The 19,217-nt window shown below is 24.6% G+C and carries 18 protein-coding genes and 4 pseudogenes; 14 read left to right on the top strand and 8 right to left on the bottom strand.

Annotated elements, in window-relative coordinates; genetic code table 4:
* Positions 1 to 27: 27 nt before the first annotated feature.
* From ACXUB0_RS10345 to ACXUB0_RS10330, 4 genes are read right to left on the bottom strand one after another with little or no spacing between them, the layout of a single operon-like run.
* A complete protein-coding gene (locus ACXUB0_RS10345) occupies positions 28 to 369 on the bottom strand; it encodes a hypothetical protein (protein ID WP_458257812.1) in 342 nt (113 codons plus the stop codon).
* 3 nt (positions 370 to 372) lie between these two features.
* On the bottom strand, positions 373 to 891 hold the full coding sequence (locus ACXUB0_RS10340; protein WP_458257607.1) for a hypothetical protein: 519 nt from the start codon (positions 889 to 891) through the stop codon (positions 373 to 375).
* Complete coding sequence (locus ACXUB0_RS10335; protein ID WP_458258604.1) at positions 892 to 1,803, bottom strand: hypothetical protein; 912 nt, start codon at positions 1,801 to 1,803, stop codon at positions 892 to 894.
* Positions 1,803 to 2,189, bottom strand: coding sequence for a hypothetical protein (locus ACXUB0_RS10330; protein WP_458258603.1), 387 nt, complete (start codon positions 2,187 to 2,189; stop codon positions 1,803 to 1,805). The genes ACXUB0_RS10335 and ACXUB0_RS10330 overlap by 1 nt, the downstream gene beginning before the upstream one ends.
* Here ACXUB0_RS10330 and ACXUB0_RS10325 point away from each other — a divergent pair.
* Positions 2,071 to 2,331: a PTS lactose/cellobiose transporter subunit IIA gene (locus ACXUB0_RS10325; RefSeq protein ID WP_458258819.1), complete on the top strand. Its 261-nt coding sequence runs from the start codon at positions 2,071 to 2,073 to the stop codon at positions 2,329 to 2,331. The two genes, ACXUB0_RS10330 and ACXUB0_RS10325, sit on opposite strands and share 119 nt — an antisense overlap.
* Positions 2,332 to 2,355: 24 nt before the next feature.
* Here ACXUB0_RS10325 and ACXUB0_RS10320 read toward each other — a convergent pair whose 3' ends face one another.
* The 3 genes from ACXUB0_RS10320 to ACXUB0_RS10310 are packed head-to-tail and all read right to left on the bottom strand — an operon-like array spanning position 2,356 to position 3,331.
* The gene (locus tag ACXUB0_RS10320; protein ID WP_458258602.1) at positions 2,356 to 2,505 is read right to left on the bottom strand and encodes a hypothetical protein; all 150 of its coding nucleotides are present in this window, start codon (positions 2,503 to 2,505) and stop codon (positions 2,356 to 2,358) included.
* Positions 2,506 to 2,548: 43 nt separating this feature from the next.
* Complete coding sequence (locus ACXUB0_RS10315) at positions 2,549 to 3,148, bottom strand: hypothetical protein (RefSeq protein ID WP_458258601.1); 600 nt, start codon at positions 3,146 to 3,148, stop codon at positions 2,549 to 2,551.
* 18 nt (positions 3,149 to 3,166) lie between these two features.
* Positions 3,167 to 3,331 carry a hypothetical protein gene (locus tag ACXUB0_RS10310; RefSeq protein WP_458258600.1) on the bottom strand — a complete coding sequence of 55 codons (165 nt, stop codon included), beginning with the start codon at positions 3,329 to 3,331 and terminating at the stop codon, positions 3,167 to 3,169.
* A gap of 313 nt (positions 3,332 to 3,644) precedes the next feature.
* Here ACXUB0_RS10310 and uvrB point away from each other — a divergent pair, with 313 nt between their 5' ends.
* The 3 genes and pseudogenes from uvrB (at position 3,645) to ACXUB0_RS10295 (ending at position 6,667) form a co-directional block, all read left to right on the top strand.
* A complete protein-coding gene (gene uvrB, locus ACXUB0_RS10305) occupies positions 3,645 to 5,630 on the top strand; it encodes an excinuclease ABC subunit UvrB (RefSeq protein ID WP_458258599.1) in 1,986 nt (661 codons plus the stop codon).
* Positions 5,631 to 5,644: 14 nt separating this feature from the next.
* A pseudogene (locus tag ACXUB0_RS10300) lies at positions 5,645 to 6,353 on the top strand (CatB-related O-acetyltransferase).
* 8 nt (positions 6,354 to 6,361) lie between these two features.
* Complete coding sequence (locus tag ACXUB0_RS10295) at positions 6,362 to 6,667, top strand: hypothetical protein (RefSeq protein ID WP_458258598.1); 306 nt, start codon at positions 6,362 to 6,364, stop codon at positions 6,665 to 6,667.
* On the opposite strand, the gene ACXUB0_RS10290 is transcribed toward ACXUB0_RS10295, so the two are convergent.
* A protein-coding gene (locus tag ACXUB0_RS10290) for an IS3 family transposase (RefSeq protein WP_458258597.1) occupies positions 6,623 to 7,743 on the bottom strand; the annotation gives its coding sequence in 2 pieces (ribosomal slippage) (positions 6,623 to 7,467 and positions 7,467 to 7,743; 1,122 coding nt in all). The two genes, ACXUB0_RS10295 and ACXUB0_RS10290, sit on opposite strands and share 45 nt — an antisense overlap.
* Positions 7,744 to 8,302: 559 nt before the next feature.
* Between ACXUB0_RS10290 and ACXUB0_RS10285 the strand changes: the two are divergent.
* From ACXUB0_RS10285 to ACXUB0_RS10240, 10 genes and pseudogenes are all read left to right on the top strand, one after another.
* Positions 8,303 to 9,240: pseudogene (locus tag ACXUB0_RS10285) on the top strand (IS256 family transposase); the annotation flags it as partial.
* 84 nt (positions 9,241 to 9,324) lie between these two features.
* Positions 9,325 to 10,262, top strand: a pseudogene (locus ACXUB0_RS10280) (IS256 family transposase); the annotation flags it as partial.
* Positions 10,263 to 10,346: 84 nt separating this feature from the next.
* The gene (locus ACXUB0_RS10275) at positions 10,347 to 11,585 is read left to right on the top strand and encodes an IS256 family transposase (protein ID WP_458258596.1); all 1,239 of its coding nucleotides are present in this window, start codon (positions 10,347 to 10,349) and stop codon (positions 11,583 to 11,585) included.
* Between the two features lie 43 nt (positions 11,586 to 11,628).
* Positions 11,629 to 11,826: pseudogene (locus ACXUB0_RS10270) on the top strand (transposase); the annotation flags it as partial.
* A 156-nt stretch (positions 11,827 to 11,982) separates the two neighbouring features.
* Complete coding sequence (gene uvrA, locus ACXUB0_RS10265; RefSeq protein WP_458258595.1) at positions 11,983 to 14,853, top strand: excinuclease ABC subunit UvrA; 2,871 nt, start codon at positions 11,983 to 11,985, stop codon at positions 14,851 to 14,853.
* Between the two features lie 252 nt (positions 14,854 to 15,105).
* A complete protein-coding gene (locus ACXUB0_RS10260; RefSeq protein WP_458258594.1) occupies positions 15,106 to 15,294 on the top strand; it encodes a hypothetical protein in 189 nt (62 codons plus the stop codon).
* 617 nt (positions 15,295 to 15,911) lie between these two features.
* The gene (locus ACXUB0_RS10255) at positions 15,912 to 16,388 is read left to right on the top strand and encodes a hypothetical protein (protein WP_458258593.1); all 477 of its coding nucleotides are present in this window, start codon (positions 15,912 to 15,914) and stop codon (positions 16,386 to 16,388) included.
* A gap of 106 nt (positions 16,389 to 16,494) precedes the next feature.
* Complete coding sequence (locus ACXUB0_RS10250; protein WP_252320986.1) at positions 16,495 to 17,451, top strand: SGNH/GDSL hydrolase family protein; 957 nt, start codon at positions 16,495 to 16,497, stop codon at positions 17,449 to 17,451.
* A gap of 55 nt (positions 17,452 to 17,506) precedes the next feature.
* Entirely contained in the window at positions 17,507 to 17,893 is a 387-nt protein-coding gene (locus ACXUB0_RS10245; protein WP_458258592.1) for a hypothetical protein, read from the top strand.
* A gap of 83 nt (positions 17,894 to 17,976) precedes the next feature.
* Positions 17,977 to 19,215: an IS256 family transposase gene (locus ACXUB0_RS10240; RefSeq protein ID WP_458258591.1), complete on the top strand. Its 1,239-nt coding sequence runs from the start codon at positions 17,977 to 17,979 to the stop codon at positions 19,213 to 19,215.
* The last annotated feature ends 2 nt before the right edge of the window (positions 19,216 to 19,217 follow it).

Below are 19,217 nucleotides of genomic sequence, written 5' to 3'. Positions count from 1 at the left end.
ATGTAAAATAAAGGGTATTTAAACCCTTTAAATTTTAAATTTAGTTACTTTTTTCTTATCTTTTTCACTTAATTCTTTCTTTTTAGATTTTTGTGCTATTACAAAATTATCTATTTGTTCTTGTTCTACATTAAAACTATCAAGTAATTTAGCAGTTGATGTAGTTTCTAATTGTAATTGAGAATTTATTTGTTTAATATTTGCTTTAATAAATTCTAATTCTTTATTATTTTTTAATTCTTTTGCTACATTAGATTGTTTTGATTTTTTAATAATTTTTGATAAAAATAATAAAACAATAGTAACAATTACTCCACTAGCAACTGCTCCACTTAATACTGCTGATATTACTGTTGTAGATAACTTCATTTTTTATTCCTCCAATTGTATTTTATTTGAATGTTGTTTACATAAATGACATTCTTTTTTATGTTTTCTAATATTTTTATATTGATATATTAAATAAGGACTTGTAATAATAATTGGGATTGTTATTAATATATATTTAATTAATTTTCCATAATTACCTAATTTAGTTATAATATTTAATCCAATATGACCAAACATAGGAAATAACGTTAATATTAAATGGTCAGGTCAAGTAAAATTATATTGATTAGTATAATTGCCTATTCCCATTTCTATTGGTATTTTAGGTATTAATCAAGGTGTTATTGTAAAAAATAATGTTATAAACATACCAAGACTATGACTAGTTATTTTTAAAATATTTGATATTAAAATTTTAATTTTATCAATATGAGTACTATTTTTATTAAATCAAATCTTATTTAATCTTTTATATTCTTTATTATCTTTACTTAATGGATTAATAGTATTTCATATACCAATTGGTTTAATTGGTTTATCTAATTCAATAATAATTACCACCTACTTTCATGTTTTATAAAAATTAGAATTTTGTTTAATTTTTATATATTTTCTTGTATGTAAAGAATTTTTTAATAATTGTTTTCTTTCATATCTTCATTGTGTACTTCCAATTTCATTTTTAGATAAAGTTTTATATTCTTTTAATTTAAAAAAACCTTTTTCTAATCTATTAATAAAATGCATAGTTTTTTTAACATTAATATTATTTGGATAAATTACATTTGTATCTTGAGACCCGTAATACTTACCTTTTTTAGCTAATTCACTTTTAACATATTTTCTTAATTGACTTGGTAATCATTTTCTATTTCAAAATTTTCAAAATATAGTTCCAGCACCAGTACCATTTTTTCCTTTTGCTTGTGTCATTAATATTCATATTTCTTGTGGAAATGCTGGATAAGTATAAGGACCATATCATATTTGTCTTTTATCATTATCACTTTGAAATAATGTTGTTAAAGTTCCAATTTTTAAATTTTTATTATCAACAATAAATCTTCCTTTTTTAAATAATGAACTTGATAATACTTCTCATGCATTTTCTGGTATTTCTTCTTCATTTTCTTTAAATAAATTATTAAATTTATTTACATAATTTTTAACAGTTCTAATTTCTGTTGGTATAATAGAATTTTTAAAACTATTTATTGGATTTTTAAATTTATTAATTTCATTTTTTAATATAGATAATTCACTTGGTTTTAATATACTTGTTAATTTTTTAAGTATATTTGGATTAAAAACACTATATGGTTGATGTATTTCTTTTTCACTAATATTTTCACTATCAAATACTGCTTTTAATGATTGATTTTTATAATAAGTTTTTAAAGCATTTATTAATGCTAATTTAATATCATTTGAAGCAAGTGCATAATATATTCATTCAATAATTAAAGGTAACATTATAATCTATATAATGATGGTCTTTCATATAAAACATCACTACTTCCACTATTATTACTAATAACATCACTATTAATTAATCTTGCTCTTTCATCTGTAAATGATGTTTCTTGCATTTCTTGATTATGATTTGTAGTTTCCATAGGTAATAAATTATGAATAATTTCACTTGCACCAGCAACTATTGTTGGCACTGCATAAGCATTATTAAAATCATTATTAATACCCATTGCTACACCACTACTAATCAAACATCCACCAGTAGCCATATTACATATCTTTCTTATTACTCTCGCTAAGGAAGGACAATTTGAAACAGCATTAAAAATTATTGATGAAGCAAATGATAATATTACTAAAGCTTTGCAATCACATATGAGCGTCATTGTTGAAGAAGGTAAAGGTTATCAATTATTTTTTTCAGTGTTGTTTATGAATTCTGAAGATCATTTGTTAACAACACAAATGATGATTGAAATTAGTAAAGAATTTATTAATTTATATCAATTTATAAACAGAAAAAAATAAAAATAGGCAAATGCCTATTTTTATTTAAAGTATAAAATTAATCTTTTGGTTTTTTTCAAAATCTTCTCCATCTTTTTCTAATCCTTTAATTGGACAAAGTAGAGGATAATTTTCTTTACAATAATCACAATGTCATTTTTTCTTTTTGAAAATTTCTTTAAATTTTTTAAACATTATATTTTTTCTCTCTTTCTTATTATTTTTTTGTAAGTATATTTTATTCTTGTTCAAGTTCTGTTCATGAGCCAGTAGTGTTAGTTACTACTTTTCATCCTGTATTACTATTTTCGAATTTAGTTTTTAATTGATTAAAATTCTCAATAATTTTTTCAGATAAAGTATATAAATCTTCGTTTGAAATATAACCTTTTCAACCACTTGCATTTCATTCGGGAAATCTAGAAATAATATTAAAAATTTCAGTTATATTTTTATTAGTATTTAAAATTTTTTGTCATTCATATCGACTTAATGCAATTTTTAAAGTATCATGTCATAAAAATTTATAATATTTTTCTATTATATTTTTATCGTGAGTATTTGGTGAAAATTGTGGTGCTAGAAAAAATAATTCCTTAGGTGCTTCATGATAAGTTACTATAATTCCATAATAGGTATTATATCCACGTACATTAATTAAAGATGAAAAATTATTTATTAATTTTTCAGTTAATTCATATATGCTAATCTTTTCTCATCCATTACCTTGATAAGGAAAAGATGAAGTATTATAGTATATTTTTTCTCTTAATTTTTCAAGGTCATTTAAAGAAAAAAGTTTAAATCAACTATCTAAAGTACTACTTTTTATATACACTAATGTTGCAGGACTTTTTTAATTTTCTTTTCAGACAGTACAAATTTCATCTTTTCCATCATATTTTATTGGTTCATTTTTTGAAATATTTGTAGTTTTAATTTCGGTGTTTAAAATAGAATTTAAGTTTCCAATTGATGATGAAAATGTTAAAAGACTTACTGCTGTTAATAGTGTTTTCATAATCATTCCTCCTTTTTAGTTTTTTTTACTTTATATAAAAATTATTTTAATTATCTGTTTAAAATTTTACTATATTCTAAGTAAAATAAAATATAAACGATAATAAGTCAATTTTAAACATTGGATTTATTTGATAACTAAACTTTAAATTTTTTAAGAAATTTATTATAATTTTTTATACTTATAAAAATCAAAAAATAAGTATAGTATTTATATTGTTTTATAATAATTTTAATTATATAAAAGTTTTATTATTATTTTATTTAAAATAATATGGTATTGTATATAGAATGTTTTAAAGGAATATAAAGTTATGTTTAAATTAAAAGCGCCTTATAAACCAACAGGTGATCAACCTGAAGCAATTAGAAAATTAGTAGTAGCTATTAAAAATAATATTAAATACCAAGTATTATTAGGAGCCACTGGTACGGGTAAAACTTTTACAATGGCCAATGTTATTGTGCAAGTGCAAAAACCAACTTTAATTTTAGTACATAATAAAACATTAGCTATGCAATTATATGGAGAATTGAAAACTTTTTTTCCTGAAAATCGCGTTGAATATTTTGTCTCATATTTTGATTTTTATCAACCCGAGGCATATTTACCAAAAACCGATACTTATATTGATAAAAATTCTAAACAAAATCAAGAAATTGAAATGTTAAGATTAAGTGCTTTAAATGGTTTATCTATTAGTAAAGATGTTATTGTTGTAGCATCAGTAGCAGCAATTTATGGTGAACAAGAACCAACAGCATATAAAGATAACTTTTTTGAATTGAGAAAAGAACAAAAAATTAATAGAAAAGATTTATTATTAAGACTAATTAAAAATGGATATGTACGTAATGATATTACATTAGAACCGGGTAGTTTTAGTGCAAAAGGTGATTTAATAAAGTTAGCTCCATCTTGAAATGATCAATTTTATTTAAGAATTAGTTTATTTGGTGATGAAATTGAAGAAATAGCACGTATTGATACATTAGGCGCTAATGTTTTAGAACGTTTTCCCTTTATTACAATTTTTCCTGCGCAAAATTATATTACTAGTAAAAGTCGTGTTGATCAGGCAGTTATTAAAATTACTGAAGAGTTAAAAATAACATTAGCACAACTAAGAAAAAATAATATGTTAGTAGAAGCGCAAAGATTAGAACAAAGAACAGAACACGATCTAGAGTCCTTAAAAGAATTTGGTATTTGTAGTGGTATTGAAAACTATTCTCGTCATTTAGAAAATAGAGAAGTGGGTTCAGCACCATATACTTTAATTGATTTTTTTCCAGATGATTTTTTAACAATTATTGATGAATCTCATATGACATTACCGCAAATTAGAGGAATGTATAATACTGATCGTAGCAGAAAAGAAACATTAGTAAAATATGGCTTTCGTTTACCTAGTGCTTTGGATAATCGTCCTTTAAATTTTAATGAATTTTCTAATAAGTTAAAGCAAGTTATTTATACTTCAGCAACTCCTGCTGATTATGAATTATCTTTAATTAAAAATGAAGTTGAACCCTTTAATGTACCAGTTCAACAAATTATTCGTCCCACGGGTTTATTAGATCCAACAATTGAAATTAAACCAACTAAAAATCAAATGGAAGATATTATTAATCAAATAAAATTACGAACAAAAAATAATGAAAGAGTATTTATTACTACTTTAACAATTAGAATGGCAGAAGAATTATCAAATTTTTTACAAGAACAAAAAATTAAAGTTGCTTATATTCATAATGAATTAAAAACATTAGAACGTACTAAAGTTTTGCTAGATTTAAGAAAAGGTGTTTTTGATGTTATTGTTGGTATTAATTTATTACGCGAAGGATTAGACGTACCAGAAGTGTCATTAATCTGTATTTTGGATGCTGATAAATCTGGTTTTTTACGTAATACTAAATCATTAATCCAAACTATTGGTCGTGCAGCACGAAATGTTAATGGTCATGTTATACTATATGGAGATATTAAGACAGAGGCAATGACACAAGCAATTGAAGAAACGCAAAGAAGAAGAGAAATTCAACTTGCTTATAATAAAAAACATAATATAGTACCAGTTACTGTTAAAAAACCGTTGAGTGAAATCGTAAGTACTAGAGAATTAGATGTTGATTTAAAAATTTTAAATTCAAGTAAAGGTAAAACAAAAATAGCTGCTAAAACAAAGATAATTGCTGATTTAAGAGTTGAAATGTTACAAGCAGCTAAAGATTTAAATTTTGAAAAGGCAGCTTCACTTCGTGATTTAATTTTGAATATTGAAAGTGAAAAATAAAGGAGTAAAATAAGTTGATCGATAAAATACAAAAAGGTATTTTGATAAGTCCAAATACTAAAATTAATCCTCATATACCAACAATATTTTTAATAAAAAATTATATTACTAAACCTAAAATTTTTATTGGTGATTATACTTATTATCATGATTTTAATGGTGAGCAAGCAGCTATTGATTTTGAAAATAAAAATATAATTTATCATTTTCCAAATATGATAGATGATGAATTAATTATTGGTAAATTTTGTTCAATTGCACAAGGTGTTTTATTTATAATGAATGGTGGCAATCATAATTATTGTGCAGTTTCAACATTTCCTTTACCATTATTTTATAAATCATTAAATTTATCAGAAGTTACAGAAAAAGATAAATTAGATAAATTTCCGATTAAATCACCAACAGTGATAGAAAATGATGTTTGAATTGGTCATGATGTGCTTAAGAGGGGTAACTATTGGTAATGGGGCAGTAATTGCAGCTAAAAGTGTAGTTACAAAAAGTGTGCCTCCTTATGCTATTGTTGGTGGTAATCCCGCTAAAATTATAAAATATCGTTTTTCTAAAAAAATAGTTCAAAAATTACAAAATATAAAATGGTGAGATTGATCTATTGAAAAGATTGTTGAAAATTCAGATTTGTTAAAACAAAATTTTGATAATAAAATATTACAAGAACTTGTAAAAGAAAGTAATAGTTTAAATAAAATAAAGGGGTAATAAAAAATATGAAAAAATATGGTTATTTAACTACTAAAATAGGTTTAATTGAAATCATAGTAGTTGCAGAACAAGTAGTAAAAGTTAGTTTTGTTAATACTCGTCAAGTTGCTAAGGATAGTAGTAATATAGTGGTAGTTAATTGCTTAAAACAACTAGCAATGTATTTTGATAAAAAATTAAGTGATTTTAACTTACCAATAGCTTTAAAAGGAACTCCTTTTCAAGAATTAGCACAAAAGATAGTGGAATGGCAACACTTTTTAGGACTATTTTTTGGTAGACACTTGTTCTTGATATTTGATAGGAGTTAAGTAGTTTAAAGTGCTGTGGATTCTTATATTGTTGTATCAATTGATATAATCAAATAATTCTAATTTTAATTGGATTAATGATGTAAAATTTTTATCATTAATAAATTCAGTTTTGAAAGTTTTAAAAGTTGCTTCAGCAACAGCATTATCATAAGGACAACCTTTTTTGCTTAAAGATCGAGTAATATTGAATGCTAATAAAAGATTATTAATAATTTTATTGTTAAATTCATTACCTCGATCACTATGAAATATTTGGATATCTTTTAAACAGCGATTTGATTGCATAAATGCTTGATATACTAGTAATGCATCTTTTTTAACTCCAACACTATGTCCAATAATTTCGCGGTTAAATAGGTCTATTAATAGGCAAATATAGTTTCATTTATCATTAACTTGAACGTAAGTTAAATCACTAACAATAACTTCATTTTTAACCCTATTATTAAAGTTTCTATTAACAAGATTGGTTATTTGACTATTATTGACTTTATTATGATGATTTTTGAATGATAATTTAGTGTATTTTGATATTAAATTATGCTTATTCATAATTTCTTTAATTTTTCTGCGTGATAAATAAATTTCTTGGTTTTCTAAATTTTTTTTTAATCTTCTAGTACCATAAACTTCTTTATTTTCTTTAAAAGCACTAATAACAGCTTCATCATACATATTATTTTTGATTTTATTTTCTTTTTTCTTTAAGTTAAAATAATATGTTGATTTAGATATTTTCAAAAAACGACACATTGTGCGAATTTTATATTTAACTTTATTTTTAGCAATAATTTCTACTTTCTGCCTATTATTAGTGCTGCTTGCTTTAAAATATCATTTTCCATTCTTAATTGTTTTAATTCTTTTCTTAATTTAATTAATTCATTTTCTTCAACAGAACGATTATCTTTAGTTTTAAAACTACCTGAATTAGTAAATTGCTTAATTCAATTATAAGTAGCTGCTCTTGTAACATTGTACTCTTTAGCAATACAAGACACTGACTTACCGCTTTGATATAAAGCTACTATTTGTTTTTTAAATTCATCTGAATATGAGTTAATATTGGCCATAATTATACTTCCTTTCTTTTCACTAATTTGTTCACTTGTCTACGTAATTAGTGTCCAATAAAGTGTAACCCATCCATTTTTAAATAATGGTCAGGTATGAACCACTCCTGCTTTAGCAAAAATAGTTTTTATTAATGAAAGAACTTCAGGATCATTAGGTTCTGAATATGTACCATTCTTAGGTAGTTATACTCATCTTTGAGGAAGTAAAACAACTGCTGATACCGGAAAAGGTATCTCTAATACCGAGAATAATTTAGCTGCTGGAATATTTGCTGAACTTTGACAATATCAAGGAGAAAATAGTAGTAGTTAAAGTTAATAAAAAAGAAAGAAAAAAATAAGATAAATAAAGTTAATGGATAAATTTATATAATTTAAGTAAATAAAATTATTCCAATTATTTTTTATTAGAAAAAAATATTGGAATATAACATTTTTTAGTAATAATTAATTCTATTTTTTAAATTTTATTGGTAATGTTTAGTAATCTGTTTAACTTACAAAAATAACTATGTTTAATTAGTTCTATAATAAACCTAGAAAGAGTGAGTTACAAATGGCTAAAAAGCAAAATATTAATAATAATGATCCAATATCAAAAGCAGTAGATTTATTATTAGAAAATACTGAAGATTTAACAACAGTTTTTAAAGAGGGAGGTTTGTATAAAGAATTAACAAAAAGATTAGTAGAAAAGATGTTGAATTCTGAAATGCAAAATTATTTAGGACATGAAAGAAATCAACGTGGTAATAGTGATAATATTCGTAATGGTACAACTTCAAAAAAATTAATAACTCAACAAGGTAAAATTGAGATTGATGTACCACGAGATCGCAATAGTAATTTTAATCCTGTAATAGTTGCAAAAAGACAAAGAAGATTTGATGGCTTTGATCAACAAGTTCTTTCTTTATATGCAAAAGGTATGACATTATCAGATATTAGAATGCAATTACAAGAGTTATATCATGGTGCTGATATTAGTGAAAGTGTTATTAGTCAAATTACTGATGATGTTATTGATGATGTAAAAGCATGGCAAAATCGACCATTAGATAGTATTTATCTGATTGTTTATTTTGATTGCATAGTAGTTAAAATACGACAAGATAAACGCATTATTAACAAATCTGTGTATATAGCTTTAGGAGTTGATTTAGAAGGTAAAAAAGATGTTTTAGGCTTATGAATTAGTGAAAATGAAGGTTCTAAATTTTGATTAGCCAATTTCACAGAAATGAAAAATCGAGGCTTAAATGATATTCTTATTGCTTGTAGTGATAATTTAACAGGAATGTCAGAAGCAATACAATCAGTTTATCCTAAAACAGAACATCAATTATGCATCGTTCATCAAATTAGAAATAGTTTGAAATATGTCTCATATAAGCATAGAAAATCTCTAGTTGCAGATTTAAAACCAATTTTACTGCATGTAGTGAAGAACAAGCAATGCAGGCTTTAGAAACATTTGAAAATAAGTGAAATAAAGGTAATGTTTAGTAATCTGTGTAACTTACAAAAATAACTATGTTTAATTAATTCTATAATAAACCTAGAAAGAGTGAATTACAGATGGCTAAAAAGCAAAATATTAATAATAATGATCCAATATCAAAAGCAGTAGATTTATTATTAGAAAATACTGAAGATTTAACAACAGTTTTTAAAGAGGGAGGTTTGTATAAAGAATTAACAAAAAGATTAGTAGAAAAAATGTTGAATTCTGAGATGCAAAATTATTTAGGATATGATAAGAATCAACATAGTAATAGTGACAATGCTCGTAATGGTATAAGTTCAAAAAAATTAATAACTCAACAAGGTAAAATTGAGATTGATGTACCACGAGATCGCAATAGTAATTTTAATCCTGTAATAATTGCAAAAAGACAAAGAAGATTTGATGGTTTTAATCAACAAGTTCTTTCTTTATATGCAAAAGGTATGACATTATCAGATATTAGAATGCAATTACAAGAGTTATATCATGGTGCTGATATTAGTGAAAGTGTTATTAGTCAAATTACTGATGATGTTATTGATGATGTAAAAGCATGGCAAAATCGACCATTAGATAGTATTTATCCGATTGTTTATTTTGATTGCATAGTAGTTAAAATACGACAAGATAAACGCATTATTAACAAATCTGTGTATATAGCTTTAGGAGTTGATTTAGAAGGTAAAAAAGATGTTTTAGGCTTATGAATTAGTGAAAATGAAGGTTCTAAATTTTGATTAGCCAATTTCACAGAAATGAAAAATCGAGGCTTAAATGATATTCTTATTGCTTGTAGTGATAATTTAACAGGAATGTCAGAAGCAATACAATCAGTTTATCCTAAAACAGAACATCAATTATGCATCGTTCATCAAATTAGAAATAGTTTGAAATATGTCTCATATAAGCATAGAAAATCTCTAGTTGCAGATTTAAAACCAATTTTACTGCATGTAGTGAAGAACAAGCAATGCAGGCTTTAGAAACATTTGAAAATAAGTGAAATAAAGGTAATGTTTAGTAATCTGTGTAACTTACAAAAATAACTATGTTTAATTAATTCTATAATAAACCTAGAAAGAGTGAATTACAGATGGCTAAAAAGCAAAATATTAATAATAATGATCCAATATCAAAAGCAGTAGATTTATTATTAGAAAATACTGAAGATTTAACAACAGTTTTTAAAGAGGGAGGTTTGTATAAAGAATTAACAAAAAGATTAGTAGAAAAAATGTTGAATTCTGAGATGCAAAATTATTTAGGATATGATAAGAATCAACATAGTAATAGTGACAATGCTCGTAATGGTATAAGTTCAAAAAAATTAATAACTCAACAAGGTAAAATTGAGATTGATGTACCACGAGATCGCAATAGTAATTTTAATCCTGTAATAATTGCAAAAAGACAAAGAAGATTTGATGGTTTTAATCAACAAGTTCTTTCTTTATATGCAAAAGGTATGACATTATCAGATATTAGAATGCAATTACAAGAGTTATATCATGGTGCTGATATTAGTGAAAGTGTTATTAGTCAAATTACTGATGATGTTATTGATGATGTAAAAGCATGGCAAAATCGACCATTAGATAGTATTTATCCGATTGTTTATTTTGATTGCATAGTAGTTAAAATACGACAAGATAAACGCATTATTAACAAATCTGTGTATATAGCTTTAGGAGTTGATTTAGAAGGTAAAAAAGATGTTTTAGGCTTATGAATTAGTGAAAATGAAGGTTCTAAATTTTGATTAGCCAATTTCACAGAAATGAAAAATCGAGGCTTAAATGATATTCTTATTGCTTGTAGTGATAATTTAACAGGAATGTCAGAAGCAATACAATCAGTTTATCCTAAAACAGAACATCAATTATGCATCGTTCATCAAATTAGAAATAGTTTGAAATATGTCTCATATAAGCATAGAAAATCTCTAGTTGCAGATTTAAAACCAATTTATACTGCATGTAGTGAAGAACAAGAAATGCAGGCTTTAGAAACATTTGAAAATAAGTGAAATAAACAATATCCTCAAATTGCTAAATCTTGATATAAAAATTGAGAAAATTTGATAGTTTTTATTAGTTATCCAACAGAAATTAAAAGAGTAATTTATACCACAAATGCTATTGAATCTGTTAATAGTCAATTACGAAAAGTTATCAGAAATAAAAAAGTTTTTCCTAATGATATGGAAGAATTGAAAATATTTTATTTAGCAATTGAAAATATAACAAAAAAATGAACAATGCCCATTCAAAATTGAAATACAGCAATTGCTCATCTTATGATAAAATTTGAAGATAGAATTAATCTTAACTAATACTTTGTAAAACAAAGATACACAGATTTCTAAAAAGCCTCGAAATAAACAATATCCTCAAATTGCTAAATCTTGATATAAAAATTGAGAAAATTTGATAGTTTTTATTAGTTATCAAGCAGAAATTAAAAGAGTAATTTATACCACAAATGCTATTGAATTTGTTAATAGTCAATTACGAAAAGTTATCAGAAATAAAAAAGTTTTTCCTAATGATATGTCAGTTTTTATATACTTTTTTTGCACTAAATAATTTTAAAATTTTAAATATTGATTTAGATAATATTTTAAAATAATTATAATTGATATTCTTTAGTATTAATTAGCAATAATGCTATTAAAGTTAACTATATATAGTATATAATTAATTAGAAAGAGCATATAAGTGGAGGAATAAATGACAGATAATCAAAAATATATTACTGTTAAAGGTGCACGTGAACATAATTTAAAAAATGTCAATATTAAAATTCCAAAGTATAAGTTAGTAGTTATTACTGGTGTCTCAGGAAGTGGTAAATCATCATTAGCTTTTAATACAATTTATGCAGAAGGAAGGCGAAGATATGTTGAATCGCTTTCAGCCTATGCTCGTCAATTTTTAGGAAACAGTGAAAAACCTGATGTTGATACTATTGATGGTTTAGCACCAGCAATTTCTATTGATCAAAAAACTACAAGTAATAATCCTCGCAGTACTGTTGGTACTGTTACTGAAATTTATGATTATTTGCGTTTACTTTATGCACGGATTGGAACTCCTTATTGTAATAAGAGTCATGGTCCAATTAGCACGCAAACTTTAAAAGAAATGGTTAATAAAATTAAAACGTTAGAAGATAATACTAATATTGAAATTTTAGCACCAGTTATTAATGCTAAAAAAGGTAGTCATCAAGATTTATTAGCAAAATTAAAACAAGAAAATTTTTTGCGAGTTAAAATTAATAATAAAATATATAGTTTAGATGAACCAATTGAATTGAATAAATCATTACGTCATGATATTGATATTGTTATTGATCGTATTAAATTTACCAATGATGATAATACTATTTCACGAATTCATGATGCTTTAGAAGTTGCTTTAAATCATAGTAATGGTTTAGCAAAGGTTATTTTATCGCAAACAAATGAAACGTGATTATTTTCTCAAAAGTATGCTTGTAAAATTTGTGGATTTTCAATTCCCAGTTTAGAACCGCGTTTATTTTCTTTTAATGCACCCAGTGGAGCGTGTTTTGATTGTAAAGGTTTGGGAGTAAAATTAGAAGTTGACGAAGAATTATTAATGCCAGATTTAAAATTATCAATTAATGATGGTGGCATTGAGTATTATAAAAACTTAGTTGGTACTAGTAATTTAGAATGACAAAAATTAAAAGTTCTTTGTTATCATTATTTAATTGATTTGAATCAGCCATTAAAAAATTTAACAAAAGCACAACTTAATTATATTATGTGTGGTAGTGATGAAGCCATTACTTTCAGTATTACTTCGGCAAATGGTCGTAAATATCCTAATCATGATTATATTGAAGGTATTGCCACTTTAATTGAAAGACGTTTTTTAGAAACAACTAGTGATTTTGCCCGTGATTATTATCGTAAATTTATGAGTGAACGTACTTGTTTAACTTGTCAAGGAACAAGATTAAATGAATTTGCACTAGCAGTTAAAATTAAAGATGAAAATAATAAAGAAATGAATATTAGTCAATATACTAATTTAGACATCGAAGAAAGTTTAACATTTATGTTAAATATTAAATTATTACCTTATCAACAAGAAATTGCTAAATTAATATTAGTAGAAATCATTAATCGTTTAAGTTTTTTAACTAATGTTGGTTTAGGATATTTAAACTTATCACGAATGGCACAAACTTTATCTGGTGGTGAATCACAACGAATTCGATTAGCAACTCAAATTGGTTCACAATTAACGGGAGTATTGTATGTTCTTGATGAACCTTCAATTGGTTTACATCAACGTGATAATGTTAAGTTAATTGAAACTTTAAAACAAATGCGAGATCTTGATAATACATTATTAGTAGTAGAACACGATGAAGATACAATGTGAGCAGCAGATTGATTAATTGATATTGGTCCAAAAGCTGGAATTTATGGTGGTGAAGTAATTGCTGAAGGTACACCACAGCAAGTTGCTAATAATCCTAATTCAATTACTGGACAATATTTAAATGGTGAAAAATTTATTGCATTACCTAAATCAAGAAGAAGTGGTAATGGCAAAGTTATTGAAATTCAAGAAGCACAAGATAATAATTTACGTAAAATAAATGTTAAATTACCTTTAGGTAAATTTATTTGTGTTACTGGTGTTTCAGGAAGTGGTAAATCAACGCTTGTTAATGATATTTTATATACTAGTATTCAAAAGTATTTAGGTTTAAAGGGACAACGACCAGGAAAACATAAAGCAATAAAAGGGATTGAATTTATTGATAAAATTGTTGCTATTTCGCAAGAACCGATTGGCAGAACACCAAGGAGTAATCCTGCTACTTATACTTCAGTTTTTGATGATATTCGTGATTTATTTACACAAACACCAGAAGCAAAAATTAGAGGATATGCTAAAGGTAGATTTTCATTTAATGTACCAGGAGGAAGATGTGAACGTTGTTCTGGTGATGGTGTTATTAAAATTGCGATGCATTTTTTACCTGATGTTTATGTAACTTGCGAAATTTGTGAAGGAAAACGTTATAATAGTGAAACATTACAAGTTAAATATAAAGGTAAAAATATTTATGATGTACTAGAACTGCCTGTTGATTTAGCATTAACTTTTTTTGCTAATCATCCAAAAATCCATAAAAAGTTAGCAATGATACAAGAAGTGGGATTAGGATATGTAAAATTAGGACAACCCGCTACTGAATTATCTGGTGGTGAAGCACAAAGAGTGAAACTAGCTAAAGAATTACAAAAACGTGCTACTGGCAAAACTATGTATATTTTAGATGAACCAACTACTGGTTTACACGTTGATGATATTAAAAGGTTAATTGAAGTTTTAAATAAAATTGTTAATCATGGTGATACTGTTGTTGTAATTGAACATAACTTAGAAGTTATTAAAGTTGCTGATTACATTATTGATCTAGGACCTGAGGGTGGTAAATTTGGTGGTGAAATCATTGCTATAGGAACACCAGAACAAGTAATAACAAATCCTAAGTCTTATACTGGACAATATTTAAAAGCAGTTATTAATCGCGATTTGAATAGAGAATAATTAAAATATTTTCTGTAGTATTCTTGAATTTTAACAAAAGAAGTGGAGAAATAAAATGTCTTTAGAAGTAGTACCAAATTTAAAAGAAATACTTATAAATTCAACTATACAAAATGTTAAAAGTAATATAATAAAGTTAAAAGAAGTTTTTAGCACTTCTTCTAATATACAATACTTAGAATATTGATTTATTTTTTTTGAAAAAGATTTTTTAAAAAAAATTTAAAAATAATGGAAAAACAGTATCAATGAATGCAAAAATTTTTAGTGAAAGTAAAAGATGAAGTATTTAATGATGAAAGAAAAGAACTTGAATTTCTTTCTTTTAAGTTTGAAAAAGAAAATTTTTTTCCATGAGATAAAGAATTAGAGTTTGAATTACTTGAATTTACTTTAATGTGAGAGGAACAAAAACAGAAGGAAAAGGGTACTTATTGATAAAATTACAGCATTAAAAATAGAATTAAATTGTAAATTAAGTAGTAAAAAATGAGAATTAAAAGAAAAATTATATAAAATTAATAATCAACAAGAAATTATTTTAAATTTTCATAATAATAGTCTTAAAAAATTAGAAGTTTTTCAAAAACAGAAAACAAGTAAGATTTTTAAATTTAAAAGTAAATTAGTTAAGTTTTTCACTTTTGGTTATTATAATTTTGAAATAAGATTAGTTAATAGAATAGAATGTTAAAAAGTTGTTTTAAATAATCAAAAAGAGCAACTTTATAAAATTGGATTAAAAATTTATAATATCAAAAAAAGTTTGAATAAAGTTGAAATAAAAATTAGAAAAAAAGACAAAGACTTAATTTATTTAAAGAAAATATTGTCTCTCTTGTTAAGGAAATAAATTCAATTAATGTACAAAATACTGAAATTTCAACAAACAATAGATTAATAACACAACTATAGTTATTCTTTTTATTTGTAATCTAAAATTGGAGAAAATTATTTCCATTTATATGATAAAATTTTACTTATATATAGACATGAAAGGATTTGTCACTTTGGAAAAAAGAGTATATTTTTTAAAGTTTAATAAAAAAATTCTTAAAATGGATTTAATAAGTTTTGGAACTGGTTTAATAGGTATTTTTTTGGGAATTCTAAGTATTTTAGCATTACAACCTTTTTGAGATAATGATAAAGCATCACTTTGAATAACTGTTGTTGCAATTTTTTTTGATATTACTAGTTTTACTTTAGCTTTTCTACCTTTTTTCTTAATGTTCCGTTTAATTAGATTAAAGAAAACTTTGATAAAACAAAATATGAAATTATATCGAAAAGATCAATTTAGTATTTCGCTTGATTTTCTTAGTTTTTGTTTAGGTATTATTGGAACAAGTTGCGAAATTATTAGTGTTATTGTGCTTTTACCTCAATTTAATGATAATAAAGTTTTTTCATATCAAATTACTATTGTTGCTGTTGTTTTAAATATTATTAGTTGTATTACTTGTTTAATGGCAACATTAATTACTATTAATATTATTAAAAATTATAAACAAAGAGAAAATTCTATTATTTAAATATGATAATATCCACTTTTAGCATAATTATTTTTTGTACTATGACAAGCTAAATCAATTATGTTAAGATATTTTCATTTTAAGTTTATTGTTAGAAGGAGAAGTCATGAATGATAATCAAAAAATAAAAGGTAATTTTTATGTTCTAGGAGATAGTTTATCAGACACAGGAGCATTAGTAAGTGGTTTTACAGCTCTTTTTAAGCATTTAAAAATACCTAAAATAGTTAAAATGTTACCACCATTTTATAAAAATTCTTTTTCTAATGGTCCTGTGGCAGCACAAATTATTGCCGATTATTTGCATATAAATTTAACTTCTGCTTGAAGATTTGACCTTTTTTTATTTGCTGATGAGCAAATTGGTAATAATTATGCAGTTAGTGGAGCTTTAGCTAGTAGAAAAAAAGAATTAACAGTAGAAAGTTTTGTTATTAATCATTTTGATATTACTCATCAAGTAGATGCTTTAATTAGTCAGCATCATATTAATAGTAATGATATAATTTTAGTAGAGTTTGGTGGTAATGATATTTTATATGCTTTTAAACAATCATTATTAAACGACCAAGAAGAAATTATTAATAAAGCAGTTGAGTTAATAAAAAATGCTTTAACTAAATTGATAAATAAGGGTGCTCAACGTATTTTATTATGTAATGTTCCTAATATGAGTATTATCCCTTTATTTAAAAATAAAGAAAAAGATAAGGAACGTATTTTAAATTTAACTACTAATTTTAATAAAATGTTAGATAGTGTTATTGAAGAATTAAATAAAAATAAAAAAAATATTATTAAATATGATATGTTTGCAGCGATAACAAATGCTATTAATAAGTTTAAAAGCTTGAATATTAATAACAATATTATTGATGCAGCAGTTACTACTGATTTTAGTGAAATAATTAATAATGGTATTATTGTTCCTCATTTCAATGAAGGTGTTAATGAAGAAAATATTAATAATTATTTCTTTTTTGATAGCATTCACCCTAATAAATGAGCACATAATATTATGGCTCAAGAATTAATTAAATTAATAAATGATAATAAGAATTAATTAGAAATATTTATTTATAAGAGTTATAATTTTGTTATAAAGTAAAAAAATAAATATGAAAAAAGAATGAGTTAAATTAATTAAAGTAGGCTTTATGCATGGTGTTGAAGAACCTTGATGTAATAACAAAGGTGTTGCAATATTACCATTTATAATTAAAGATGATGGTAGTCGTTATTTTATGCAAACATGTGAGAGTAATCCTTTATTTAATAAAAATAAGTTGGGTAAATATAGTTCAATTACTGGTGGATTGGAAAATAATAATCCTTTGGAAACAGTTTATAATGAAATGAGAGAAGAAACTGGTATTTTTTTAACAAAAGATACACCTATTTACTTTTTGGGTACTCATTATGCTTCAAAAATAAGCACTAAAGTATGATATTATTATGCAATTGATTTAACTGCACTTAATTTGGATATTAATGATAAATATTAGGTAATGTTTAGTAATCTGTGTAACTTACAAAAATAACTATGTTTAATTAATTCTATAATAAACCTAGAAAGAGTGAATTACAGATGGCTAAAAAGCAAAATATTAATAATAATGATCCAATATCAAAAGCAGTAGATTTATTATTAGAAAATACTGAAGATTTAACAACAGTTTTTAAAGAGGGAGGTTTGTATAAAGAATTAACAAAAAGATTAGTAGAAAAAATGTTGAATTCTGAGATGCAAAATTATTTAGGATATGATAAGAATCAACATAGTAATAGTGACAATGCTCGTAATGGTATAAGTTCAAAAAAATTAATAACTCAACAAGGTAAAATTGAGATTGATGTACCACGAGATCGCAATAGTAATTTTAATCCTGTAATAGTTGCAAAAAGACAAAGAAGATTTGATGGTTTTGATCAACAAGTTCTTTCTTTATATTCAAAAGGTATGACATTATCAGATATTAGAATGCAATTACAAGAGTTATATCATGGTGCTGATATTAGTGAAAGTGTTATTAGTCAAATTACTGATGATGTTATTGATGATGTAAAAGCATGGCAAAATCGACCATTAGATAGTATTTATCCGATTGTTTATTTTGATTGCATAGTAGTTAAAATACGACAAGATAAACGCATTATTAACAAATCTGTTTATATAGCTTTAGGAGTTGATTTAGAAGGTAAAAAAGATATTTTAGGCTTATGAATTAGTGAAAATGAAGGTTCTAAATTTTGATTAGCCAATTTCACAGAAATGAAAAATCGAGGCTTAAATGATATTCTTATTGTTTGTAGTGATAATTTAACAGGAATGTCAGAAGCAATACAATCAGTTTATCCTAAAACAGAACATCAATTATGCATCGTTCATCAAATTAGAAATAGTTTGAAATATGTCTCATATAAGCATAGAAAATCTCTAGTTGCAGATTTAAAACCAATTTATACTGCATGTAGTGAAGAACAAGCAATGCAGGCTTTAGAAACATTTGAAAATAAGTGAAATAAACAATATCCTCAAATTGCTAAATCTTGATATAAAAATTGAGAAAATTTGATAGTTTTTATTAGTTATCCAACAGAAATTAAAAGAGTAATTTATACCACAAATGCTATTGAATCTGTTAATAGTCAATTACGAAAAGTTATCAGAAATAAAAAAGTTTTTCCTAATGATATGGAAGAATTGAAAATATTTTATTTAGCAATTGAAAATATAACAAAAAAATGAACAATGCCCATTCAAAATTGAAATACAGCAATTGCTCATTTTATGATAAAATTTGAAGATAGAATTAATCTTAACTAGTA

The organism is Spiroplasma endosymbiont of Dactylopius coccus (assembly GCF_977110965.1).
Note: the sequence above shows the minus strand (reverse complement) of the source record. Positions and strands in the feature narration are given on the sequence as shown.